This is a genomic window from Streptomyces sp. NPDC002867 (genome assembly GCF_053591895.1).
The window spans coordinates 1-24,404 of sequence record NZ_JBSFUR010000036.1 but is presented as its reverse complement, the minus strand read 5'-3'; the positions used below and the strand labels follow the sequence as shown (position 1 = coordinate 24,404).

The following is a 24,404-nucleotide window of genomic DNA, read 5'->3' as shown; positions in this document are numbered from 1 at the left end:
GGGTGGGGGAGGCGCCCCGCGCAGCGGCCGTGCCCGCAGCCGCCACCGGAGGGCCCGGCGCCTCGAACGCCGGCAGGGCTGAAGTTGCGGCCGCCAGGCCGTAGGGCCCGGGTCTGGGGCGGAGCTCCGGTTTCGGGAAGGGGCGGGGTGGGGGAGGCGCCCCGCGCAGCGGCCGTGCCCGCAGCCCCCGCGCCCGGAAGGGCCCCCGCTCGGCCGCGTCACCAGGCCGGTCCGCCATCGGGCTCGTACGCTCGGAGAATGTCCGAGGTCTTTGGCGCCCGACGCGGTCGGCTGCGCGACCGGTGCGCAGCCGCCGGCAGCGCAGCGGTCCTGATCTCCCGACCCGCCAACGTCCGCTATCTCGCGGGCGCCGCCCCGTCCGGCGCCGTGCTGCTGCTCGGCCCCGACGAGGACGCCCTGCTGTGCCCCCGCACCCCCACCGGCGACCCCATCGACGGGCGGCCCGACGAGGAGCTGCGGCTGACCGTGCTCCCCACCTCCGTCGGCGACCCGGCCGTCGCCGCCGCCGAGCTGGCGCGCGGTTCCTCGGCGGAAGCGCTGGCCGTGGAGGAGCACCATCTGACCGTCGCCCGGTACAGGGCCCTGCAGTCCGCCGCACCGCGCCTGCGCATCACCGACCTCGGTCTCGCCGTCGAGCAGCAGCGCATCGTGAAGGACGAGGACGAGATCGCCTGTCTGCGTATCGCCGCCGAGATCACCGACCAGGCCGTCGGAGAACTCCTCGAGTCCATCCTCGTCGGCCGCACCGAACGGCATCTCGCCCTCGAGCTGGAGCGCCGTCTCGTCGATCACGGCGCCGACGGCCCCGCCTTCCCCACGTCCGTGGCCACCGGCCCGAACTCCGGGCGGCCCGGCCACCGCCCCAGCGACCGCCGTGTCGAGGAGGGCGACTTCCTGTCCGTCTGTCTCGGTGCGAACTACCGCGGCTACCGCTGCGAGATCGGCCGCACCTTCGTGATCGGCACGACTCCCGCGGACTGGCAGGTCGAGCTCTACGAGCTCGTGTTCGCCGCTCAACGCGCAGGCCGCGAGGCACTGCTGCCGGGCGCGGCCTACCGCGAAGTGGATCACGCGGCACGCCAGATCCTCGACGCCGCGGGCCACGGCGACGACCTCGCCCCCCGCACGGGGCACGGCGTCGGGCTCGAAATCGGTGAGGACCCGCAGCTCGCTCCTGCGGCCATGGGTAAACTGGACGCTTGCGTGCCGGTCACCGTCGAACCGGGGGTCCACCTCCCGGGCCGGGGCGGCGTCCGGATCGATGACACGCTCGTCGTGCGCCAGGAGGCGGACGGCGGACCCGAGCTACTCACCATCACGACCAAGGAACTGCTCGCGCTCTAGTGCGCGCCTCCGCAGCCACTGGGTCGTCCACCAGCGTCAGTCCAGGAGATTCCGCAACCGTGGCTTCCACGAACGACCTCAAGAACGGCATGGTGCTCAAGCTCGACGGAGGCCAGCTCTGGTCCGTCGTCGAGTTCCAGCACGTCAAGCCCGGCAAGGGCCCGGCCTTCGTGCGCACCAAGCTCAAGAACGTGCTCTCCGGCAAGGTCGTCGACAAGACCTTCAACGCAGGCGTGAAGGTCGAGACGGCCACCGTCGACCGCCGCGACATGCAGTTCTCGTACATGGACGGCGAGTACTTCGTCTTCATGGACATGCAGACCTACGACCAGCTGATGATCGACCGCAAGCAGGTCGGCGACGCGGCGAACTTCCTCATCGAGGGCTTCACGGCCAGCGTCGCGCAGCACGAGGGCGAGGTGCTCTACGTCGAGCTCCCGGCCGCCGTCGAGCTCACCATCCAGCACACCGAGCCGGGCGTGCAGGGTGACCGCTCCACCGGTGGCTCCAAGCCCGCCACCCTGGAGACCGGCTACGAGATCCAGGTCCCGCTGTTCATCACCACCGGTGAGAAGATCAAGGTCGACACCCGTTCGGGCGACTACCTCGGCCGGGTGAACAGCTAACCGTGGCTGCCCGTAACAAGGCCCGCAAGCGGGCCTTCCAGATCCTCTTCGAGGCCGACCAGCGCGGGGCGTCCGTGCAGACGGTCCTCGCGGACTGGGTCCGGCACGCCCGTTCGGACGACCGTCAGCCGCCGGTCGCCGAGTACACCATGGACCTCGTCGAGGGTTACGCGGAGCACGCGGACCGCATCGACGAGCTCATCGCCACGTACGCGGTCGGCTGGACGCTGGACCGGATGCCGGTCGTCGACCGCAACATCCTGCGGCTCGGTGCGTTCGAGCTGGTGTGGATGGACGAGACGCCTGACGCAGTGGTGATCGACGAGGCGGTGCAGCTCGCCAAGGAGTTCTCCACCGACGAGTCGCCGTCGTTCGTGAACGGCCTGCTGGGCCGCTTCAAGGACCTCAAGCCGAGCCTCCGCCGCGACTGAGCCGCGCGGCGGCGCGGCCGGCTTCACCGGGCCCGGGGCAGAAGACGACCGTCTTCTGCCCCGGGCCCGGTGCTTTCCGGCCACGCCGAGCACCCTGCGCGCGGCCGGCGCACCGAAAGGATCCCGCCACAGGTCGGCGCTGTGAGGATTCCGTGCGAACGTCCGTGCGGCGAGCGCAGGCCCCGCCGCCCGGCCTCCGGCCTGCCGGGCGTCCGCTACGGCCCCGCCGAGGCCAGGGCCGCTGCCGGGCGCCGTGGCCAGGGCTCCGGCACTCGCCAGGCGTCCGCTGGGCGCGGGCAGGTCCCGCCGGGATCGTTGCCGGAGTCGGCGGTGCCGGCGGTGCCGGGCGCATCTGCGAGGCGGCCACGCCCCGACTCAGGACCGCCCCGGCACGCGGCGGACCCGCCCGCCCCGCCAGCCCCAGCCGTGGGCATGCGCGGAGGCAGGGGCGGGCCCCGCCGAGCCGCCGCCCCGGGCCAGCGCCGCTGCCGGGCGCGACGGCCGGGGTCTTCGCATTGGCCGAGGCGGTCCGGGGGCGGCTGCCAAGGACGGCCAGCAGCGCCCCGCCCCGCCGCGGCCTGGCCTCCGGCCCGTCGGGCGTCCGCTGGACCGGCGGGCAGGTCCTGCCGGTGGTGCCGGTGGTGCCGGGCGTCTGCGAGGCGGCCACGCCCCCGGCTCAGGCCGCCCCCGGCAGGCGGGGGACCCGCCCCGCCCGAGTCCCAGCCGCGTAGGCGTCCGCGAGGCAGGGGCAGGCCCTGCCGAGCCGCCGCCCGGGGGCCGCTGTCGGGCGCGGTGGCCGGGGCCTCCGCAATGCCCGAGGCGGTCCGGGGGGCGGCTGCCAAGGGCGGCCAGCGCCGCTCCACCGGGCCGCGGCCAGGGCCGCCCGCCCCGCTCACCACCTCGTCGGCCCGCGCGCCCCGCACGACGAAGGGCGGGCCGGTCTCAGCCGGTCCCGCCCTACGACGTGACGTTTTTTCAAAAAGTGAGGTCAGCTCTCTTCGTGCGCGACCGCACGACGCGCGTCCGCGTCCAGCACGCCCCAGCTGATCAGCTGTTCGGTCAGGACCGAGGGCGACTGGTCGTAGATCACGGCCAGCGTGCGCAGGTCGTCCTGGCGGATCGAGAGCACCTTGCCGTTGTAGTCGCCGCGCTGCGACTGGATCGTCGCCGCGTAGCGCTGCAGCGGGCCCGCCTTCTCCTGCGGGACGTGGGCCAGGCGCTCCAGGTCCAGGACGAGCTTCGGCGGCGGCTCGGCGGCCCCGCCCGGCGTCGTGCCCGGGAGCAGCTCCTGCACCGGGACGCCGTAGAAGTCCGCGAGCTCGGCAAGGCGCTGCACGGTCACGGCACGGTCGCCGCGCTCGTACGAGCCGACCACGACGGCCTTCCAGCGGCCCTGGGACTTCTCTTCCACGCCGTGGAGGGACAGTCCCTGCTGGGTGCGGATGGCGCGGAGCTTGGCCCCGAGCTGTTTTGCGTATTCGCTGGACATATAGCTCCCCGGACGCTGTGACAACGTGCGGCTCCGCCGCGCGACTGGTAACTCACTGTGAGGTTACGCAGCGTGACTTGGCTGAGTCAAGCCGAATGATCCGGACCGGTTTCGGCCACGAGCCGGCCTACCCGGATCAGTACACCTATCAAGCACTGGTAACGTGGACGGCGCAATTCCGACGTCCTTTAAGAACCGTCCCGTGAGGCGGAGAAGGAGGTCCGTTTCATATGGACACGCAGAACTCCGATGCGGCCCGCCCCGTTCTCGAGGCTCCCGACATCGCGCGGGTACTGACCCGCATCGCCCACGAGATCGTCGAACGCGCCAAGGGCGCCGACGACGTGGTGCTCCTCGGCATCCCGACCCGCGGCGTCTTCCTCGCCCGCCGGCTCGCCGACAAGCTCGAAGGCATCACCGGCCGGAAAGTGCCGGTCGGCTCCCTCGACATCACCATGTACCGCGACGATCTGCGGCTGAAGCCCGCCCGTGCACTGGCCCGCACGGAGATCCCGGGTGACGGCATCGACGGCCGTCTCGTCGTCCTCGTCGACGACGTGCTCTTCTCCGGCCGCACCATCCGCGCCGCGCTCGACGCCCTCGGCGACATCGGGCGCCCGCGCGCCGTGCAGCTCGCGGTCCTCGTCGACCGCGGCCACCGTGAGCTGCCCATCCGCGCCGACTACGTCGGCAAGAACCTCCCCACGTCGCTGCGCGAGACGGTCAAGGTCCAGCTGGCCGAGGAAGACGGTCGCGACACCGTGCTGCTCGGCCTGCGGGAGACCGCCGCGGCCGGCGAGCGGTAGCACCTCCGTACGACCCACCCCTCGTACGGCGTGCGCTGCTGCGCGCCCGCATGTCTTACGAACCTCCACAGACCTGGAGAAACACCCAGATGATGCGCCACCTCATCTCGGCCGCCGACCTCACCCGCGACGACGCCGTCCTCATCCTCGACACCGCGGAGGAGATGGCCCGGGTCGCCGACCGGCCGATCAAGAAGCTCCCCGCACTGCGCGGCCGCACGGTGTGCAACCTCTTCTTCGAGGACTCGACCCGCACCCGGATCTCCTTCGAGGCCGCCGAGAAGCGCCTGTCCGCCGACGTCATCAACTTCGCCGCCAAGGGGTCGAGCGTGTCCAAGGGCGAGTCCCTCAAGGACACCGCCCAGACCCTGGAGGCCATGGGCGTCGACGCCGTCGTCATACGGCACAGCGCCTCCGGCGCCCCCTACCGCCTCGCCAACTCCGGCTGGATCGACGCGCCCGTCATCAACGCCGGTGACGGCACCCACCAGCACCCCACCCAGGCCCTGCTCGACGCCTTCACCATGCGCCGCCGGCTCGTCGGCAGGGACGCCGGGCTGGGCCAGGACCTGGCCGGGAAGCGGATCACGATCGTCGGAGACGTCCTGCACAGCCGGGTCGCCCGCTCCAACGTCGACCTGCTGCACACCCTCGGCGCCCACGTCACGCTCGTCGCGCCACCCACCCTCGTGCCCGTCGGCGTCGGGACCTGGCCCTGCGAGATCTCGTACGACCTGGACAGCACCCTGCCCAAGTCCGACGCCGTGATGATGCTGCGCGTCCAGCGCGAGCGGATGAACGCCGCCTTCTTCCCGACCGAGCGCGAGTACTCCCGCCGCTACGGCCTGGACGGCGACCGCATGGCCAAGATGCCCGAGCACGCCATCGTGATGCACCCCGGGCCGATGGTCCGCGGCATGGAGATCACCGCCGAGGTCGCCGACTCCGACCGCTGCACGGTGATCGAGCAGGTCGCCAACGGCGTCTCCATCCGGATGGCCGTCCTCTACCTGCTGCTCGGCGGCAACGAATCCGACGCCCCCAACCCCCGTACCGAGGAGAAGTAAGACCATGAGCAAGACCCTGATCCGCGGTGCGAAGGTACTCGGCGGCGAGGTCCAGGACGTACTGATCGACGGCGCCACCATCGCGCAGATCGGCACCGGGCTGTACGACGAGGGCGCCCAGGTGATCGAGGCCGAGGGGCGGATCCTGCTGCCGGGCCTCGTCGACCTGCACACCCACCTGCGTGAGCCCGGCCGCGAGGACTCCGAGACCGTTCTCACCGGCACCCGTGCCGCCGCGAGCGGCGGCTACACCGCCGTGTTCGCCATGGCCAACACCTTCCCGGTCGCCGACACCGCCGGCGTCGTCGAGCAGGTCTACCGGCTCGGCAAGGAGTCGGGCTACTGCGACGTGCAGCCCATCGGCGCCGTCACCGTCGGCCTGGAGGGCAAGAAGCTCGCCGAGCTCGGCGCGATGCACGAGTCCGCGGCCGGCGTCACCGTCTTCTCCGACGACGGCAAGTGCGTCGACGACGCCGTGATCATGCGCCGCGCGCTGGAGTACGTGAAGGCGTTCGGCGGCGTCGTCGCCCAGCACGCCCAGGAGCCGCGGCTCACCGAGGGCGCCCAGATGAACGAGGGCATCGTCTCCGCCGAGCTCGGCCTCGGCGGCTGGCCCGCCGTCGCCGAGGAGTCGATCATCGCCCGCGACGTGCTCCTCGCCGAGCACGTCGGCTCCCGCGTGCACATCTGCCACCTGTCGACCGCCGGCTCGGTCGAGATCGTCCGCTGGGCCAAGTCCCGCGGCATCGACGTGACCGCCGAGGTCACCCCGCACCACCTGCTCCTGACCGACGAACTCGTGCGCTCCTACAACCCGGTCTACAAGGTCAACCCGCCGCTGCGCACCGAGCGCGACGTCATGGCGCTGCGCGAGGCGCTGGCGGACGGCACGATCGACATCGTCGCCACCGACCACGCCCCGCACCCGCACGAGGACAAGGACTGCGAGTGGGCCGCGGCCGCCATGGGCATGGTCGGTCTGGAGACCGCCCTTTCCGTGGTCCAGCAGACGATGGTCGAGACCGGGCTGCTCGACTGGGCCGGCGTCGCCGACCGCATGTCGTACGCGCCCGCGCGCATCGGACGGGCGGCCGGGCACGGTCGGCCCGTCTCGGCAGGTGAGCCCGCGAACCTCACGCTGGTCGATCCGGCATACCGTGGAGTCGTGGACCCCGCGGGCTTCGCCTCCCGCAGCCGCAACACCCCCTACGAGGGCCGTGAGCTGCCGGGACGCGTCACCCACACCTTCCTGCGGGGCCGTGCGACGGTCGTGGACGGGAAGCTGGCGTGACACCTGCACTCATCACCATGGCGGCGGAGCAGAAGTCCGCGGAGGTGACCGACTGGGCGGCCCGCCTCGGCTGGGTCGCCGGACTGCTGCTCTTCATCGCCTTCGTCTACTGGCTGATGCGCCAGGGCTGGAAATGGCGCGGCAGCCTCCAGTCCGATCTGCCCGAGCTCCCGGCCGTGCCGGAGCAGCCCGGCGAGGCGAAACTGACGATGAGCGGCCGCTACCACGGATCCACGACCGCCGGCCAGTGGCTCGACCGGATCGTCGCCCATGGCCTGGGCGTGCGCAGCCGGGTCGAGCTCACGCTCACGGACGCCGGTCTGGATGTCGTACGGCCCGGGGCGCAGGACTTCTTCGTACCGAGGGAGGCGCTGCGCGAGGCCCGGCTCGACAAGGGCATCGCGGGCAAAGTCCTCGCCGAGGGCGGTCTGCTGATCGTCACCTGGGCGCACGGCGGCAAGCTCATCGACTCCGGCTTCCGCTCCGACCACGCGGCCGAGCAGAGCACCTGGGCCGACACCCTCAACACCATGATCAAGACAACGGAAGGCACCGCACGATGACGACCTCCACCAGGGGAGCCGCCAAGGCTCCCGCCGTACTCGTCCTGGAGGACGGCCGCACCTTCCGCGGCCGTGCCTACGGGGCCGTGGGGGAGACCTTCGGCGAGGCGGTGTTCAACACCGGCATGACGGGCTACCAGGAGACCCTGACGGACCCGTCGTACCACCGCCAGGTGGTCGTGATGACCGCGCCGCACGTCGGCAACACCGGCGTCAACGACGAGGACGACGAGTCGAAGCAGATCTGGGTCGCCGGCTACGTCGTCCGCGACCCCGCCCGTATCCCCTCGAACTGGCGCTCGCGCCGCTCCCTCGACGAGCAGCTGACCGCCCAGGGCGTCGTCGGCATCAGCGGCATCGACACCCGCGCGCTCACCCGCCACCTGCGCGAGCGCGGCGCCATGCGCGTCGGCATCTTCTCCGGCGAGGCGCTGGCCGACGACGCCACCCTGCTCGCCCGGGTCCAGCGCGCCCCCGAGATGAAGGGCGCCGACCTCTCCTCCGAGGTCGCCACCACCGAGGCGTACGTCGTCCCGGCCATCGGCGAGAAGAAGTTCACCGTCGCCGCCCTCGACCTCGGCATCAAGGGCATGACCCCGCACCGCATGGCGGAGCGCGGCATCGAGGTGCACGTCCTGCCCGCGACCGCCACCGCCGACGACGTCTACGCGGTGAACCCCGACGGCGTGTTCCTCTCCAACGGCCCCGGCGACCCCGCCACCGCCGACCTGACCGTCATCAAGGCGGTGCTGGAGCGCAGGACGCCGCTGTTCGGCATCTGCTTCGGCAACCAGCTGCTCGGCCGCGCGCTCGGCTTCGGCACGTACAAGCTGAAGTACGGCCACCGCGGCATCAACCAGCCCGTGCAGGACCGCACGACCGGCAAGGTCGAGGTCACCGCGCACAACCACGGATTCGCCGTCGAGGCGCCCCTCGACAAGGTCTCCGACACTCCCTACGGCCGCGCGGAGGTCTCCCACGTCTGCCTGAACGACAACGTGGTGGAGGGCCTCCAGCTGCTCGACCAGCCGGCCTTCAGCGTCCAGTACCACCCCGAGGCGGCCGCCGGCCCGCACGATGCCGCGTACCTCTTCGACCGCTTCGTATCCCTGATGGAGGCCGAGCGTGCCTAAGCGCACCGATATCCAGTCCGTCCTGGTCATCGGCTCCGGCCCGATCGTCATCGGCCAGGCCGCCGAGTTCGACTACTCCGGCACCCAGGCCTGCCGCGTCCTCAAGTCCGAGGGTCTGCGCGTCATCCTGGTCAACTCCAACCCGGCCACGATCATGACCGACCCGGAGATCGCCGACGCCACGTACGTCGAGCCGATCACCCCCGAGTTCGTCGAGAAGATCATCGCCAAGGAGCGCCCCGACGCGCTGCTGCCCACCCTCGGCGGCCAGACGGCGCTCAACACCGCCATCTCCATGCACGAGCAGGGTGTGCTGGAGAAGTACGGCGTCGAGCTGATCGGCGCCAATGTCGAGGCCATCAACAAGGGCGAGGACCGCGACCTGTTCAAGGAGGTCGTCGAGGAGGTCCGGCGCAAGATCGGCCACGGCGAGTCCGCCCGCTCGGTCATCTGCCACTCGATGGACGACGTCCTCAAGGGCGTCGAGACGCTCGGCGGTTACCCCGTCGTCGTCCGCCCCTCCTTCACCATGGGCGGCGCCGGTTCCGGCTTCGCGCACGACGAGGAGGAGCTGCGCCGCATCGCCGGCCAGGGCCTCACGCTCTCCCCGACCACCGAGGTGCTCCTGGAGGAGTCCATCCTCGGCTGGAAGGAGTACGAGCTGGAGCTGATGCGCGACAAGAACGACAACGTCGTGGTCGTCTGCTCCATCGAGAACTTCGACCCGATGGGCGTCCACACCGGTGACTCCATCACCGTCGCCCCGGCGATGACCCTCACCGACCGCGAGTACCAGCGCCTGCGCGACATCGGCATCGCGATCATCCGCGAGGTCGGCGTGGACACCGGCGGCTGCAACATCCAGTTCGCGGTCAACCCCGACGACGGCCGGATCATCGTCATCGAGATGAACCCGCGTGTCTCCCGGTCCTCCGCGCTCGCGTCCAAGGCCACCGGCTTCCCGATCGCCAAGATCGCCGCGAAGCTCGCCGTCGGCTACACGCTGGACGAGATCCCGAACGACATCACGGAGAAGACGCCGGCCTCCTTCGAGCCGACCCTCGACTACGTCGTGGTCAAGGCTCCGCGGTTCGCCTTCGAGAAGTTCCCGTCCGCCGACGCCACCCTCACCACCACCATGAAGTCGGTCGGCGAGGCCATGGCCATCGGCCGGAACTTCACCGAGGCGCTCCAGAAGGCCCTGCGCTCCCTGGAGAAGAAGGGCAGCCAGTTCTCCTTCACCGGTGAGCCCGGTGACAAGGGCGAGCTGCTGCGCGAGGCCGTGCGCCCGACCGACGGCCGGATCAACACTGTCATGCAGGCCATCCGCGCGGGCGCCACGCCCGAGGAGGTCTTCGAGGCGACGAAGATCGACCCCTGGTTCGTCGACCAGCTGTTCCTGATCAAGGAGTACGCCGACGAGCTCGCCGCCGCCGAGAAGCTCTACCCCGAGCTGCTCGCCGAGGCCAAGCGACACGGCTTCTCCGACGCCCAGATCGCCGAGATCCGCGGCCTGCGCGAGGACGTGGTGCGCGAGGTGCGGCACGCGCTCGGCATCCGCCCGGTCTACAAGACGGTCGACACCTGCGCCGCGGAGTTCGCCGCCCGGACCCCGTACTTCTACTCGTCCTACGACGAGGAGTCCGAGGTCGCGCCGCGCACCCGGCCCGCCGTGATCATCCTCGGCTCCGGCCCCAACCGCATCGGCCAGGGCATCGAGTTCGACTACTCCTGCGTCCACGCCTCCTTCGCGCTGCACGACGCCGGGTACGAGACCGTGATGGTCAACTGCAACCCGGAGACCGTCTCCACGGACTACGACACCTCCGACCGCCTGTACTTCGAGCCCCTCACGCTCGAGGACGTGCTGGAGATCGTCCACGCCGAGTCGCTCGCCGGTCCCATCGCCGGCGTCGTCGTCCAGCTCGGCGGCCAGACCCCGCTGGGTCTTGCCCAGGCGCTGAAGGACAACGGCGTCCCGGTCGTCGGCACCTCCCCGGAGGCCATCCACGCCGCCGAGGACCGCGGCGCCTTCGGCCAGGTCCTCGCCGAGGCCGGTCTGCCCGCGCCCAAGCACGGCACGGCCACCACCTTCGCCGGCGCCAAGGCCATCGCCGACGAGATCGGCTACCCGGTCCTGGTCCGCCCGTCGTACGTGCTCGGCGGCCGGGGCATGGAGATCGTCTACGACGAGGCGCGGCTGGAGGCGTACATCGCCGAGTCCACCGAGATCTCCCCGACCCGCCCGGTCCTCGTCGACCGCTTCCTCGACGACGCGATCGAGATCGACGTCGACGCGCTCTACGACGGCCACGAGCTCTACCTCGGCGGCGTCATGGAGCACATCGAGGAGGCCGGCATCCACTCCGGCGACTCTGCCTGCGCCCTGCCTCCGATCACCCTCGGCGGCTTCGACATCAAGCGCCTGCGCGCCTCCACCGAGGCGATCGCGAAGGGCGTCGGCGTCCGCGGTCTGATCAACATCCAGTTCGCGATGGCCGGCGACATCCTGTACGTCCTCGAGGCCAACCCGCGCGCCTCCCGGACCGTCCCCTTCACCTCGAAGGCGACCGCGGTACCGCTCGCCAAGGCCGCCGCGCGCATCTCGCTCGGCGCGACCATCGCCGAGCTGCGCGAGGAGGGCCTGCTGCCGAAGAACGGCGACGGCGGCACCCTGCCGCTGGACGCGCCGATCTCCGTCAAGGAGGCCGTCATGCCCTGGTCGCGCTTCCGCGACGTGCACGGCCGCGGCGTGGACACCATCCTCGGCCCGGAGATGCGCTCCACCGGCGAGGTCATGGGCATCGACTCGGTCTTCGGCACGGCGTACGCCAAGTCGCAGGCAGCCGCCTACGGACCGCTGCCCACCAAGGGTCGCGCCTTCGTCTCCGTCGCCAACCGCGACAAGCGCTCGATGATCTTCCCGGCGCGCGAGCTGGTCGCGCACGGCTTCGAGCTGCTCGCCACGTCCGGCACGGCCGAGGTGCTCAAGCGCAACGGCATCAACGCCACCGTCGTGCGCAAGCAGTCCGAGGGCCCGGGGCCGGACGGTGAGCGGACCATCGTCCAGCTCATCCACGACGGCGAGGTCGACCTCATCGTCAACACCCCGTACGGCACCGGCGGCCGCCTCGACGGCTACGACATCCGTACGGCGGCGGTGGCCCGCTCCGTACCGTGCCTCACGACGGTCCAGGCGCTCGCCGCGGCGGTCCAGGGCATCGACGCCCTCAACCACGGCGGCGTGGGCGTCCGATCGCTCCAGGAACACGCGGAACACCTGACCGCGGCCCGCGACTAGCAGCCATGAGGGGGACACCGGAAACGGTGTCCCCCTCCTCATGAGGACACCACTTCCCATGTACAAGTTCTTCTTCCACCTCGTCTTCCAGCGCATGGACCCGGAGCAGGCCCACTACCTGGCCTTCCGGTGGATCCGCCTCGCGGCCCGCGTCCCCGTCCTGCGCACCTTCGTCGCCGCGGTGCTCGCCCCCCGCCACAAGGAGCTGCGCACCGAGGCCCTCGGACTGCGCATACACGGCCCGTTCGGCCTCGCGGCCGGCTTCGACAAGAACGCCGTCGCCATCGACGGCATGGCCATGCTGGGCTTCGACCATGTCGAGATCGGCACGGTCACGGGGGAGGCGCAGCCCGGCAACCCCAGGAAGCGGCTCTTCCGGCTGGTCCCGGACCGCGCCCTGATCAACCGCATGGGCTTCAACAACGAGGGCTCGGCGGCGGTCGCCGAACGGCTGCGCACCCGGGTGCCGGTCTTCAGGACCGTCGTCGGCGTCAACATCGGCAAGACCAAGGTCGTCCCGGAGGCCGAGGCCGCCGCCGACTACGTGAAGTCGACCGAGCGCCTGGCCGCCCACGCCGACTACCTCGTCGTCAACGTCTCCTCGCCCAACACCCCCGGCCTGCGCAATCTCCAGGCCACCGAGTCGCTGCGCCCGTTGCTCACCGCCGTGCGCGAGGCGGCGGACCGCACGGTCACCGACCGCCGCGTCCCGCTCCTGGTCAAGATCGCCCCCGACCTGGCGGACGAGGACCTCGACGCCGTGGCCGACCTCGCGGTCGAGCTGGGCCTCGACGGCATCATCGCCACCAACACCACGATCGCCCGCGAGGGCCTGGGCCTGACGTCCTCGCCCGAGCTGATCAGGGAGACCGGCGGCCTGTCCGGCGCCCCGGTCAAGGCGCGCTCCCTGGAGGTCCTGCGCCGCCTGTACGCCCGCGTCGGGGACCGCATCACCCTGGTCGGCGTCGGCGGCATCGAGAACGCGGAGGACGCCTGGCAGCGCATCCTCGCCGGCGCCACCCTCGTCCAGGGCTACAGCGCCTTCGTCTACGAGGGCCCGTTCTACGCCCGCGCGATCCACAAGGGCCTCGCCGCACGCCTCGCGGCCAGCCCGTACGCCACCCTCGCCGATGCCGTCGGCGCCGAGACGCGAAAGGTCACCGCATGAGTCCTCTGGAGTCCTTCGGCACACGCCTGCGCCACGCCATGGACACCCGAGGTCCGCTGTGCGTCGGCATCGACCCGCACGCCTCGCTGCTGACCGCCTGGGGCCTGAACGACGACGTCGCCGGTCTGGAGCGGTTCACCCGCACCACGGTCGAGGCGCTCGCCGACCGGGTCGCCGTCCTGAAGCCGCAGTCCGCGTTCTTCGAGCGCTTCGGCTCGCGCGGCATCGCCGTCCTGGAGAAGGCCGTCGAGGAGGCACGGGCCGCCGGCGCGCTGGTCCTGATGGACGCGAAGCGCGGCGACATCGGGTCGACCATGGGCGCGTACGCGGAGACGTTCCTGCGCAAGGGCTCGCCGCTGTTCTCGGACGCCGTCACGGTGTCCCCGTACCTCGGCTTCGGTTCGCTGCGGCCCGCGCTCGACCAGGCCGTGCTGAGCGGCTGCGGCGTCTTCGTCCTGGCCCTGACCTCCAACCCGGAGGGCGCCGAGGTGCAGCGCTCCACGGCGGCGAACGGCGCGTCCCTGGCACAGCTGATGCTGCAGCACATGGCCGCCGAGAACGAGGGCGCCGAGCCGCTCGGCTCCGTCGGCGCCGTCGTCGGCGCGACGCTCGGCGACGCCGGCGTGGACCTCGACATCAACGGCCCGCTGCTGGCTCCGGGCATCGGCGCCCAGGGAGCGACCCCGGCGGACCTCCCCGGCGTCTTCGGCGCGGCCGTCGGCAACGTCGTGCCGAGCGTCAGCCGCGGTGTGCTCAGGCACGGCCCGGACGCGGCCGCGCTGCGGGCCGCCGCCGAGCGGTTCACGGACGAGGTGCGCGAGGCGGTGGCGTCGGCCGGGGTCTGACCCGGGACGTCAGGAGCGTGCGCGTGCGCTCTCGGGTACCGGTCGCACGCGCTGCGTGACCGCCGAGAACCCAGGGGTGCGGATCCCTGCAGGACTTCTCGGCCGAAAAGCCGGTCGTTATGTCGGAAATGTCCTGGTCGGTCGATGCTGACCAGGACTTTTCGTCTGTTCTCGCTGACTGGAGCGGTGATGGCCGCTAGTCTCCGTCCAAGAGCGAACGTGCAGGCGGCGTCCCGCAAAGGGTCCTGCGTTGCTCGTTGCTCGCCTGGTGTGGGGCGACTAGGTTCCTCACCGGTCCGTATCCGACAGTTCGACATCCGAGGTGACGTAGGCGTGGCTCTTCCGCCCCTTACCCCTGAACAGCGCGCAGCCGCGCTCGAAAAGGCCGCCGCGGCTCGCCGGGAGCGGGCCGAGGTCAAGAATCGACTCAAGCACTCCGGCGCCTCCCTCCACGAGGTCATCAAGCAGGGCCAGGAGAACGACGTCATCGGCAAGATGAAGGTCTCCGCCCTCCTCGAGTCCCTGCCGGGCGTGGGCAAGGTCCGCGCCAAGCAGATCATGGAGCGGCTCGGCATCTCCGAGAGCCGCCGGGTCCGTGGTCTCGGCTCCAACCAGATCGCTTCCCTGGAGCGCGAGTTCGGCGGCGGCGCCGCCTGACGTTCCCGGGCACCCCCGGGAACCTGGATAATCGCTGCATGGCAGCAGAGGTACGTCCGCGGCTGACCGTGCTCTCCGGCCCCTCCGGGGTCGGCAAGAGCACGGTCGTCGCCCATATGCGCAAGGTCCACCCCGAAGTCTGGCTCTCGGTGTCGGCGACCACCCGGAAGCCGCGGCCCGGCGAGAAGCACGGCGTCCAGTACTTCTTCGTCACGGACGAGGAGTTCGACAAGCTGGTCGCCAACGGCGAGCTGCTGGAGTGGGCCGAGTTCGCGGGCAACCGCTACGGCACGCCCCGTCGCGCGGTCCTCGACCGCCTGGAGGCGGGCGAGCCGGTGCTGCTGGAGATCGACCTCCAGGGTGCGCGGCAGGTCAAGGAGTCCATGGCGGAGTCGCAGCTGGTCTTCCTGGCCCCGCCGAGCTGGGACGAGCTGGTCCGCCGGCTCACCGGCCGCGGCACCGAGTCCGCGGAGGTCATCGAGCGCCGGCTGGCGGCCGCGAAGGTCGAGCTCGCCGCCGAATCCGAGTTCGACACGACCCTGGTCAACACCTCCGTCGAGGACGTGGCCCGCGAGCTGCTAGCCTTGATGGCAGTTGTTTGATCTTTTGTCCGATCTTTCTGCACGTTCTTCGGAAGGCTTAGAGTGTCCTCTTCCATCACCGCGCCCGAGGGCATCATCAACCCGCCGATCGACGAGCTGCTCGAGGCGACTGACTCGAAGTACAGCCTCGTGATCTACGCGGCCAAGCGCGCGCGCCAGATCAACGCGTACTACTCGCAGCTCGGTGAGGGCCTGCTCGAGTACGTCGGTCCGCTGGTGGACACTCACGTCCACGAGAAGCCGCTCTCGATCGCCCTGCGGGAGATCAACGCGGGTCTGCTCACCTCCGAGGCCATCGAGGGCCCGGCGCAGTAGGCGCGACGCATCGTTCTTCACCCCAGGCCCGGCGGAGCATCCGCCGGGCCTGGGGTCTGTTCGGGGGGCGCGGAAGGCCGTCCCCCCGCAGTGATGCAGCATGGGGGAACCAACCGAGTGCGGGGAGGCCGTGCAGTGGACGCAGTGGACGCGAGTGTCAGGCCGAGGGTCGTCCTCGGGGTCAGCGGCGGCATCGCCGCGTACAAGGCGTGCGAGCTGCTGCGCAGGCTCACCGAGTCCGGCCACGACGTCCGGGTCGTGCCGACCGCGTCGGCCCTGAACTTCGTCGGCGCCGCGACCTGGTCGGCGCTGTCGGGCCACCCCGTCTCCACCGAGGTCTGGAACGACGTCCACGAGGTCCCGCACGTCCGCATCGGCCAGCACGCCGACCTCGTCGTCGTCGCCCCCGCCACCGCCGACACGCTGGCCAAGGCCGCTCACGGCCTCGCCGACGACCTGCTCACCAACACGCTGCTCACGGCCCGCTGTCCGGTCGTCTTCGCGCCCGCGATGCACACCGAGATGTGGGAGCACCCCGCCACCCAGGAGAACGTCGCCACGCTGCGCCGCCGCGGCGCCGTCGTCATCGAGCCCGCCGTCGGCCGGCTCACCGGCGTCGACACCGGCAAGGGCCGGCTGCCCGAGCCGGGCGAGATCTTCGAGGTGTGCCGGCGGGTGCTCGCCCGCGGGGTGACCGCCCCCGACCTCGCCGGCCGCCACGTCGTCGTCAGCGCCGGCGGCACCCGCGAACCGCTCGACCCGGTCCGCTACCTCGGCAACCGCTCCTCCGGCAAGCAGGGCTACGCCCTGGCCCGTACCGCGGCCGCCCGGGGCGCACGCGTCACCCTCGTCGAGGCGAACACCGGCATCCCCGACCCGGCGGGCGTCGACGTCGTCCACGTCGGCACGGCGGTCCAGCTGCGCGAGGCGGTCCTCAAGGCCGCCGCCGACGCCGACGCGGTGGTCATGGCGGCGGCGGTCGCCGACTTCCGGCCCGCCGAGTACGCCACGGGCAAGATCAAGAAGAAGGACGGCGTCGAGGCGCCGACCGTCGCGCTCGTGCGCAACCCCGACATCCTCGCGGAGATCTCGGCCGACCGCGCCCGCCCCGGACAGGTGATCGTCGGCTTCGCGGCCGAGACCGACGACGTCCTCGCCAACGGACGCGACAAGCTGCGCCGCAAGGGGTGCGACCTGCTCGTCGTCAACGAGGTGGGGGAGCGCAGGACCTTCGGGGCCGAGGAGAACGAGGCGGTCGTCCTGGCCGCCGACGGCGCCGAGACCCCTGTCCCGTACGGGCCCAAGGAGGCCCTCGCCGACACGGTCTGGGACCTCGTCGTCCCGCGGCTCGGCTGAGGGCCCGGCGGGCCGTGTGACGAACTCTGGGGGAATTTCCGGCGACGGCCCGCCTGTGAGAAACCAGCGAAATGTGGCGAATCGCTCAGTCCGCAGGCGCTATGGTCATAGCGTCTCGGCCATGGACCACAGGTCAGGGGGCTCCCAAGCTGCGAGACGGGTTGTCCGGCGATGGAAAGCGACCGATAAACTGGTCTGCGGAACGTCGCGGGGCGCAGCCCCCTGCCGGTCCGTCAATGATCAGCCAGCAGCCGCTGCAACCCCAGGGAGCGATGTGTCCCGCCGTCTCTTCACCTCGGAGTCCGTGACCGAGGGCCACCCCGACAAGATCGCCGACCAGATCAGCGACACGATTCTCGACGCCCTTCTGCGGGAGGACCCGACGTCCCGGGTCGCCGTGGAGACCCTGATCACCACCGGCCTGGTGCACGTCGCCGGTGAGGTGACCACCAAGGCGTACGCCGACATCCCCACCCTCGTGCGCAACAAGATCCTGGAGATCGGTTACGACTCCTCGAAGAAGGGTTTCGACGGCGCCTCCTGCGGAGTGTCGGTGTCCATCGGCGCGCAGTCTCCCGACATCGCGCAGGGCGTCGACACGGCGTACGAGAAGCGCGTCGAGGGCGATGAGGACGAGCTCGACAAGCAGGGCGCCGGCGACCAGGGCCTGATGTTCGGTTACGCGTGCGACGAGACGCCCGAGCTGATGCCGCTGCCGATCCATCTCGCGCACCGGCTCTCGCGCCGCCTGTCCGAGGTCCGCAAGAACGGCACCATCCCCTACCTGCGTCCGGACGGCAAGACCCAGGTCACCATCGAGTACGACGGTGACAAGGCCGTCCGCCTCGACACCGTGGTGGTGTCCTCGCAGCACGCGTCCGACATCGACCTGGACTCGCTGCTCGCGCCCGACATCCGAGAGTTCGTCGTCGAGCACGTGCTCAAGCAGCTCGTCGAGGACGGCATCAAGCTCGACACCGACGGCTACCGCCTCCTGGTGAACCCGACCGGCCGCTTCGAGATCGGCGGCCCGATGGGCGACGCCGGTCTGACCGGCCGCAAGATCATCATCGACACGTACGGCGGCATGGCCCGCCACGGCGGCGGCGCCTTCTCCGGCAAGGACCCGTCCAAGGTGGACCGCTCGGCGGCCTACGCGATGCGCTGGGTGGCGAAGAACGTCGTCGCGGCCGGCCTCGCGGCCCGCTGCGAGGTCCAGGTCGCGTACGCGATCGGCAAGGCCGAGCCCGTCGGTCTGTTCGTGGAGACCTTCGGCACGGCGACGATCGACGTCGAAAAGATCGAGCAGGCCATCGCCGAGGTCTTCGACCTGCGTCCGGCCGCGATCATCCGCGACCTCGACCTGCTCCGCCCGATCTACGCCCAGACCGCGGCGTACGGCCACTTCGGCCGCGAGCTCCCCGACTTCACCTGGGAGCGCACGGACCGCGTCGACGCGCTGCGCGCGGCGGCGGGGCTGTGAGCCTGTAGCCGGACGGCTTTCCCGAGGGCCCCGGACCGTGTCGGTCCGGGGCCCTCGCGCGTGCTGGGGCAGCCCGGGGCTCGGGGTACGCAAGGGCCGCGGCCGGAGTCGTCGGCGGTGGCCGCGGGTCCGGCCGCCGGGCGTACCGGTCCGGGGTGTCCGCAGAGCCGTGGCCGGGCCGTCGGCCCGGTCGACGGGCCCGAGCGCTGTCAGTGGGCTCTGGTAGGAATGGGGCTGTGAGCAGCGACGACGAGCAGCCGGAGGAGTCCGCCGCGGGCGGGCCCGAGCAGCTTGCGCTCATCAGGGAGACCGTGCGCAAGGCCAAGGTGCCCAAGGCCAAGCCGCGCACCTGGCGGGGGGCCGCGCTCGCCCGGGAGCTGCCCGTCGCGCGGGTCGTCGTCAACAAGGGCGTCCTGCACCTCGACCAGTTCTTCGACTACGCCGTCCCCGAGGAGCTCGACGCCGCGGCACAGCCCGGTGTGCGGGTGCGCGTACGGTTCGGGGCGGGGGCGCACCGGGTGCGGGACGGGCGCCGTGAGGGCGGCGGGCTCATCGACGGCTTCCTGGTCGAGCGCCTGGCCGAGACCGACTACACCGGCCCCCTCGCGGCACTCGCCCACGTCGTCTCGCCCGAGCCCGTCCTCGGCCCGCAGATGCTCCGCCTCGCCCGCGCTGTCGCCGACCGGTACGCGGGCAGCCTCGCCGACGTGCTGCAGCTCGCGGTGCCGCCGAGGAACGGACGCGCGGAGGCCAAGCCGTCGCCCGAGCCCCTGCCCCCGCCCGCGCCTCCCGGAGCCGGCTCCTGGGAGCGGTACGGGCGGGGGCCCGACTTCATCGACGCCCTCGCGACGGGCGGCGCCCCGCGTGCCGTGTGGACCGCGCTGCCCGGCCCGCACTGGCCCGAGGAACTGGCCCGCGCCGTCGCCGCGACGCTCGCGTCCGGGCGCGGAGCGCTCGTCGTCGTGCCCGACGGGCGGCGCGCCGCCCGCGTGGACGCCGCCCTCACGGCCCTGCTGGGCGAGGGCCGCCACGCCCTCCTGACCGCCGAATCCGGGCCCGAGAAGCGCTACCGGGAGTGGCTCGCCGTGCGCCGGGGCTCCGTGCGGGCCGTGGTGGGCACGCGGGCCGCCATGTTCGCGCCGGTGCGGGACCTCGGGCTGGTCGTCGTCTGGGACGACGGCGACGCGAGCCACAGCGACGACAACGCCCCCTTCCCCCACGTCCGCGAGGTCCTGGAGCTGCGCGCCGCCCACGACGGATGCGCCTTCCTGCTGGGCAGCACCAGCTGCACGGTCGAGGCCGCCCAGCTCGTCGAGAGCGGCTGGGCGATGCCGCTCGTCGCCGACCGGGCGCGGGTCAGGGCCGCGGCGCCCCTGGTGCGCACCGTCGGCGACCAGGACCTCGCGCGGGACGAGGCCGCGCGCGCGGCCCGGCTGCCCAGCCTCGCCTGGCAGGCGGTACGGGACGGGCTGCGGACCGGACCCGTGCTGGTCCAGGTCCCCCGCCGCGGTTACGTGCCCCGGCTCGCCTGCGAACGCTGCCGCACACCGGCGCGGTGCCGGCACTGCGCGGGGCCGCTGGAGGCGCCGGACGAGCGCGAGCTGCGCTGCGCGTGGTGCGGGCAGGGGGAGCCCGAGTGGCACTGCGTCGCGTGCGGCTCGGTCCGGCTGCGGGCCCGGATCGTGGGCGCGCGCCGTACGGCGGAGGAACTGGGCCGCGCCTTCCCCGCCGTGCCCGTGCGCACCTCCGGCCGGGACCACGTGCTGGACGCCGTGCCGGGGCGCCCCGCGCTCGTGGTCTCCACGCCGGGCGCCGAGCCCGTGGCGGACGGCGGTTACGCGGCCGCGCTGCTGCTGGACGGCTGGGCCATGCTCGGGCGGCCCGATCTCCGCGCGGGCGAGGAGGCGCTGCGCCGCTGGATCGCCGCGGCCTCGCTGGTGCGGGGCCAGGAGGAGGGCGGCACGGTCGTCGTCGTCGCCGAGCCGACGCTGCGGCCGGTCCAGGCGCTCGTGCGGTGGGACCCGGTCGGCCATGCGCTGCGGGAGCTCGCCGAGCGGGCGGAGCTCGGATTTCCGCCCGTGTCGCGGATGGCGGAGGTGGTGGGCCGCCCGGAGGCGGTCGCGTCGTTCCTGCTCGCCGCCGAACTGCCCGAGGAGGCCGAGGTGTTGGGACCGGTCCCGCTGCCGGTGACCGACGCCGGGCGGCCACGCAGGCCCGGGGAGGCCCCGGTGGGGGAGCGCTGGGAGCGGGTGCTGCTGCGGGTGCCCCCGGGCCGGGGGGCGGCGCTGGCGGCTGCTCTCAAGGCGGCGCAGGCGTCGCGCCTCGCCCGTGGTGGCACGGACCCGGTCCGGATCAGGATCGACCCGCCGGACATCGGCTGAGGGGCGGCGGCCCACTGCGGGGCCGTGTCCTCGGGAGTGGGATACCCGGACTGCTTTCCGGCTGCCGGACGCCACGCCGTCTCGCGACGCCTCAGGCCGGGCACCCCGCCCCGGCCCCTCCCGCCGGTGGAGGCCGTTGCGGCTGTCGGTCGCCTCCACGGCGGTGGTCTTCGGTCCTCGGGAGCGGGTGGCCGCGGGTGCGGGGACGTCAGCCCCGCCAGGCGTCAGCCGTTGCGCGGACCGGGGAACGCGCCCGGGCGCGGGTCCGCCGGCTGCGGAGGCATCGAGCGTGCGGCCGGAACGGCCGGCATCGGCGGCAGTGTGCGGGTCGTCGTGGTCGGCTCGGGCTCTGCTGCACCCGGCTGGGGCGTCGCCCTGCGGGCACCGTAACGGCGGTGCACCGCCTGCTTGGTGACCCCGAGCGCCGAGCCCACCGCGTCCCAGGAGAAGCCCAGCGAACGGTCGAAGTCCACGGCCGCGGTCACCAGCGTCTCGACGCTGTCGCGCAGCTCCTGCGCGAGACGGACGGTCGGTGCCGGGGCCCTGCCGTAGACGACGAAGCCCGTGGACGGGCCGGAGCGGCGCGGGCGGTAGACATTGCCCAGCTGGGCGGTGAGCGTGCGCAATGCGTCCACCTGCCGGCGGACCCGCTCGATGTCCCGCACCAACAGGTGCAGACTTGCCCGGGCTTGGGCGTCATGGGTTGCGTGGTCGGCCATTGACAAGCCTCTCGAACCGGCGTTGAAAGGGGCCGGGCCGCATCCGGGCGGCCCGCTTCGGTCAATCTCTCTTGACCAACGCCCCAGCCGCCGATCTGGTCACGCTTCGGGGCGTATGCGCTTTTGCACAGGGCGCGTGGTCTCCCGTACGCCCCCTGCGGCCCTGCCCCATAGACTGGTGAGCTGCTCGTCGCACCAGTAGGAACCGCACACGTCCGAGAGGCAGTCAGCCACCGATGAAGCTCGTCTTCGCAGGTACCCCCGAGGTAGCCGTCCCCGCCCTGGACGCCCTGATCGCCTCCGGACGGCACGAGGTCGCCGCGGTGGTCACCAGGCCGGACGCGCCCGCCGGACGCGGCAGGCATCTGGTGGCCAGCCCGGTCGCCCAGCGCGCCGAAGAGGCCGGGATCGAGGTGCTCAAGCCGGTCAGGCCGCGCGACGAGGCGTTCCTGGAGCGGCTGCGCGAGATCGCCCCGGACTGCTGCCCGGTCGTCGCCTACGGGGCGCTGCTGCCCAAGGCGGCACTCGACGTGCCCGCCCGTGGCTGGGTCAACCTGCACTTCTCTCTGCTGCCCGCCTGGCGCGGCGCCGCCCCCGTCCAGCACGCGATCCTCGCCGGCGACGAGATGACCGGTGCCGCCACCTTCCAGATCGAGGAGGGCCTCGACTCGGGGCCGGTGTACGGCGTGATCACCGAGCCCGTGCGGCCCACCGACACCAGCGGTGACCTGCTGACGCGGCTGGCCTTCGCCGGCGCCGGGCTGCTCTCGGCGACGATGGACGGCATCGAGGACGGCACCCTCAAGCCCGTGCCGCAGCCCGCCGAGGGGGTCTCCCTGGCCCCGAAGATCACCGTCGAGGACGCCCACGTGGACTTCGCCGCCCCCGCGCTGCGCGTCGACCGCGTCGTCCGCGGCTGCACGCCCGCCCCCGGCGCGTGGACGCTCTTCCGCGGCGAGCGGCTCAAGCTGATCCAGGTCACGCTGCTTCCCGACCGTACGGACCTGGCCCCCGGCGAGCTGGACCCGGGCAAGAACAACGTCTACGCGGGCACCGGATCGCACGCCGTCGAGCTGCTCTGGGTCCAGCCCCAGGGCAAGAAGCCGATGCGGGCGGCGGACTGGGCGCGCGGGGTGCGCATCGCCCCGGGCGAGAGGCTCGGCGCGTAGCCCCGTCCTGACGGGAGGCACGGCGCGGCGACGTAGGGTGGGAGGGTTCAACCCTCTTCGAACGCGGAGCACCTTTTGAGCGAGCAGTCCCGTCGCCGTCCCCCCAAGCCGCACCGCCGGCCCAAGAAGGATCCCGTCCGGATCCTCGCCTTCGAGGCGCTGAGGGCCGTCGACGAGCGGGACGCGTACGCGAACCTGGTCCTGCCGCCCCTTCTGAAGAAGGCCCGCGACAAGGGCGACTTCGACGCGCGGGACGCGGCGCTCGCCACGGAGCTCGTGTACGGCACGCTGCGCCGCCAGGGCACGTACGACGCGATCATCGCAGCCTGTATCGACCGGCCGCTGCGCGAGGTCGACCCGCCCGTGCTCGACGTGCTCGCGCTCGGCGCGCATCAGCTGCTGGGGACGCGGATCCCGACGCACGCGGCGGTGTCGGCGAGCGTGGAGCTCGCGCGGGTGGTGCTCGGCGACGGACGGGCCAAGTTCGTCAACGCCGTGCTCCGCAAGATCTCGCAGGACGACCTGGACACCTGGGTGGAGCGCGTCGCCCCGCCGTACGACGAGGACGCCGAGGACCACCTCGCGGTCGTGCATTCGCACCCGCGCTGGGTCGTCTCCGCGCTGTGGGACGCGCTCGGCGGCGGCCGCGCCGGCATCGAGGACCTGCTGGAGGCCGACAACGAGCGGCCCGAGGTGACCCTGGTCGCCCGGCCCGGCCGCACGACGACCGGTGAACTGCTCGACGTGCTGGGCGAGGATTCGGCGCTGCCGGGCCGCTGGTCCCCGTACGCCGTCCGGCTCGCGGAGGGCGGCGAGCCCGGCGCGATCGCGGCCGTGCGCGAGGGGCGGGCCGGCGTGCAGGACGAGGGCAGCCAGCTCGTGGCGATCGCCCTGGCCAACGCCCCGCTGGAAGGCTCCGACGAGCGGTGGCTCGACGGCTGCGCCGGGCCCGGCGGCAAGGCCGCGCTGCTCGGCGCCCTCGCGGCCGGTCGCGGCGCGACACTGCTGGCCTCCGAGAAGCAGCCGCACCGCGCACGGCTCGTGGACCGCGCGCTGACCGGCAACCCCGGCCCGTACCAGGTGATCGCGGCGGACGGCACGCGCCCGCCGTGGCGCCCCGGGTCCTTCGACCGGGTGCTCGTCGACGTGCCGTGCTCGGGTCTCGGCGCGCTGCGCCGCCGGCCCGAGGCCCGCTGGCGCCGCCGCCCGGAGGACCTGGAGGGCTTCGCGCCGCTCCAACGGGGCCTGCTGCGCGAGGCGTTGAGGGCCGTGCGGGTCGGCGGCGTGGTCGGGTACGCCACCTGTTCGCCGCATCTCGCCGAGACGCGGGTCGTCGTGGACGACGTGCTGCGCGGCCGCGGCGGCCCCGCACCCGAGGCGGAGCTGGTGGACGCGCGGCCGCTGATGCCCGGCGTCCCGGCGCTCGGCGACGGCCCCGACGTCCAGCTGTGGCCGCATGTGCACGGGACCGACGCGATGTACCTGGCGCTGCTGCGCCGCACCGCGTAGCCACCGGGCCGTATCGGCCGCGGCACGGCCCGGCCTGTCAGCCGGGCCGGGGGGCGGGGGGGGGGCCCCCGGCCCCGCCACGGTACGCACCTCCCGGCCCCTCGCGCCGCCCGCCCGCGCTGCCGGGC

General features: G+C 72.5%; 21 protein-coding genes. 19 read left to right on the top strand and 2 right to left on the bottom strand.

All coding sequences use genetic code 11. The annotated features are described in order from the left end of the window. Positions 1-258: 258 nt before the first annotated feature. The 3 genes from ACWD0A_RS26485 to nusB are packed head-to-tail and all read left to right on the top strand — an operon-like array spanning position 259 to position 2,422. Positions 259-1,365 carry an aminopeptidase P family protein gene (locus ACWD0A_RS26485; protein WP_451301998.1) on the top strand — a complete coding sequence of 369 codons (1,107 nt, stop codon included), beginning with the start codon at positions 259-261 and terminating at the stop codon, positions 1,363-1,365. 59 nt (positions 1,366-1,424) lie between these two features. Beyond that, on the top strand, positions 1,425-1,991 hold the full coding sequence (efp, locus tag ACWD0A_RS26480) for an elongation factor P (protein WP_177153303.1): 567 nt from the start codon (positions 1,425-1,427) through the stop codon (positions 1,989-1,991). Between the two features lie 2 nt (positions 1,992-1,993). Continuing rightward, positions 1,994-2,422, top strand: a complete 429-nt coding sequence (gene nusB, locus ACWD0A_RS26475) for a transcription antitermination factor NusB (protein WP_177153302.1) — start codon at positions 1,994-1,996, stop codon at positions 2,420-2,422. Positions 2,423-3,410: 988 nt separating this feature from the next. Here the strand turns inward: nusB and bldD are convergent. Next, entirely contained in the window at positions 3,411-3,911 is a 501-nt protein-coding gene (gene bldD / locus ACWD0A_RS26470; RefSeq protein WP_005319862.1) for a transcriptional regulator BldD, read from the bottom strand. A gap of 230 nt (positions 3,912-4,141) precedes the next feature. On the opposite strand from bldD, the gene pyrR reads away from it, so the two are divergent. From pyrR to ACWD0A_RS26400, 14 genes are all read left to right on the top strand, one after another. After that, on the top strand, positions 4,142-4,717 hold the full coding sequence (gene pyrR / locus ACWD0A_RS26465; RefSeq protein ID WP_177153301.1) for a bifunctional pyr operon transcriptional regulator/uracil phosphoribosyltransferase PyrR: 576 nt from the start codon (positions 4,142-4,144) through the stop codon (positions 4,715-4,717). Positions 4,718-4,806: 89 nt separating this feature from the next. Then, positions 4,807-5,784, top strand: a complete 978-nt coding sequence (locus tag ACWD0A_RS26460) for an aspartate carbamoyltransferase catalytic subunit (protein WP_307716447.1) — start codon at positions 4,807-4,809, stop codon at positions 5,782-5,784. Between the two features lie 4 nt (positions 5,785-5,788). Further along, on the top strand, positions 5,789-7,075 hold the full coding sequence (locus tag ACWD0A_RS26455; RefSeq protein WP_451301995.1) for a dihydroorotase: 1,287 nt from the start codon (positions 5,789-5,791) through the stop codon (positions 7,073-7,075). 17 nt (positions 7,076-7,092) lie between these two features. Then, entirely contained in the window at positions 7,093-7,638 is a 546-nt protein-coding gene (locus tag ACWD0A_RS26450; protein ID WP_307717909.1) for a PH-like domain-containing protein, read from the top strand. Beyond that, entirely contained in the window at positions 7,635-8,771 is a 1,137-nt protein-coding gene (carA, locus tag ACWD0A_RS26445; RefSeq protein ID WP_451301993.1) for a glutamine-hydrolyzing carbamoyl-phosphate synthase small subunit, read from the top strand. The genes ACWD0A_RS26450 and carA overlap by 4 nt, the downstream gene beginning before the upstream one ends. Next, positions 8,764-12,072 (top strand): carbamoyl-phosphate synthase large subunit, encoded by a 3,309-nt coding sequence (gene carB / locus ACWD0A_RS26440; RefSeq protein ID WP_451301991.1) that lies wholly within the window; start codon positions 8,764-8,766, stop codon positions 12,070-12,072. The genes carA and carB overlap by 8 nt, the downstream gene beginning before the upstream one ends. A gap of 58 nt (positions 12,073-12,130) precedes the next feature. Then, complete coding sequence (locus ACWD0A_RS26435; protein WP_451301989.1) at positions 12,131-13,240, top strand: quinone-dependent dihydroorotate dehydrogenase; 1,110 nt, start codon at positions 12,131-12,133, stop codon at positions 13,238-13,240. Continuing rightward, positions 13,237-14,085: an orotidine-5'-phosphate decarboxylase gene (gene pyrF / locus ACWD0A_RS26430; RefSeq protein ID WP_451301987.1), complete on the top strand. Its 849-nt coding sequence runs from the start codon at positions 13,237-13,239 to the stop codon at positions 14,083-14,085. The genes ACWD0A_RS26435 and pyrF overlap by 4 nt, the downstream gene beginning before the upstream one ends. A 333-nt stretch (positions 14,086-14,418) precedes the next feature. After that, on the top strand, positions 14,419-14,742 hold the full coding sequence (locus tag ACWD0A_RS26425) for an integration host factor (RefSeq protein WP_005319887.1): 324 nt from the start codon (positions 14,419-14,421) through the stop codon (positions 14,740-14,742). Between the two features lie 38 nt (positions 14,743-14,780). Continuing rightward, positions 14,781-15,344, top strand: coding sequence for a guanylate kinase (gene gmk, locus ACWD0A_RS26420; protein WP_365991091.1), 564 nt, complete (start codon positions 14,781-14,783; stop codon positions 15,342-15,344). Between the two features lie 42 nt (positions 15,345-15,386). Then, on the top strand, positions 15,387-15,659 hold the full coding sequence (gene rpoZ, locus ACWD0A_RS26415; RefSeq protein WP_005319902.1) for a DNA-directed RNA polymerase subunit omega: 273 nt from the start codon (positions 15,387-15,389) through the stop codon (positions 15,657-15,659). Positions 15,660-15,794: 135 nt separating this feature from the next. After that, entirely contained in the window at positions 15,795-17,015 is a 1,221-nt protein-coding gene (coaBC, locus tag ACWD0A_RS26410) for a bifunctional phosphopantothenoylcysteine decarboxylase/phosphopantothenate--cysteine ligase CoaBC (protein ID WP_451301984.1), read from the top strand. 274 nt (positions 17,016-17,289) lie between these two features. Next, positions 17,290-18,498 (top strand): methionine adenosyltransferase, encoded by a 1,209-nt coding sequence (metK, locus tag ACWD0A_RS26405; protein WP_177153292.1) that lies wholly within the window; start codon positions 17,290-17,292, stop codon positions 18,496-18,498. 236 nt (positions 18,499-18,734) lie between these two features. After that, positions 18,735-20,879, top strand: a complete 2,145-nt coding sequence (locus ACWD0A_RS26400; RefSeq protein WP_451301982.1) for a primosomal protein N' — start codon at positions 18,735-18,737, stop codon at positions 20,877-20,879. A gap of 224 nt (positions 20,880-21,103) precedes the next feature. On the opposite strand, the gene ACWD0A_RS26395 is transcribed toward ACWD0A_RS26400, so the two are convergent. Then, complete coding sequence (locus tag ACWD0A_RS26395; protein ID WP_451301980.1) at positions 21,104-21,598, bottom strand: hypothetical protein; 495 nt, start codon at positions 21,596-21,598, stop codon at positions 21,104-21,106. Positions 21,599-21,834: 236 nt separating this feature from the next. Here ACWD0A_RS26395 and fmt point away from each other — a divergent pair, with 236 nt between their 5' ends. Both fmt and ACWD0A_RS26385 read left to right on the top strand, forming a co-directional pair. Beyond that, positions 21,835-22,767 (top strand): methionyl-tRNA formyltransferase, encoded by a 933-nt coding sequence (fmt, locus tag ACWD0A_RS26390; RefSeq protein ID WP_451301978.1) that lies wholly within the window; start codon positions 21,835-21,837, stop codon positions 22,765-22,767. Between the two features lie 75 nt (positions 22,768-22,842). Beyond that, positions 22,843-24,276 carry an RsmB/NOP family class I SAM-dependent RNA methyltransferase gene (locus tag ACWD0A_RS26385; protein ID WP_451301976.1) on the top strand — a complete coding sequence of 478 codons (1,434 nt, stop codon included), beginning with the start codon at positions 22,843-22,845 and terminating at the stop codon, positions 24,274-24,276. Positions 24,277-24,404 lie beyond the last annotated feature (128 nt).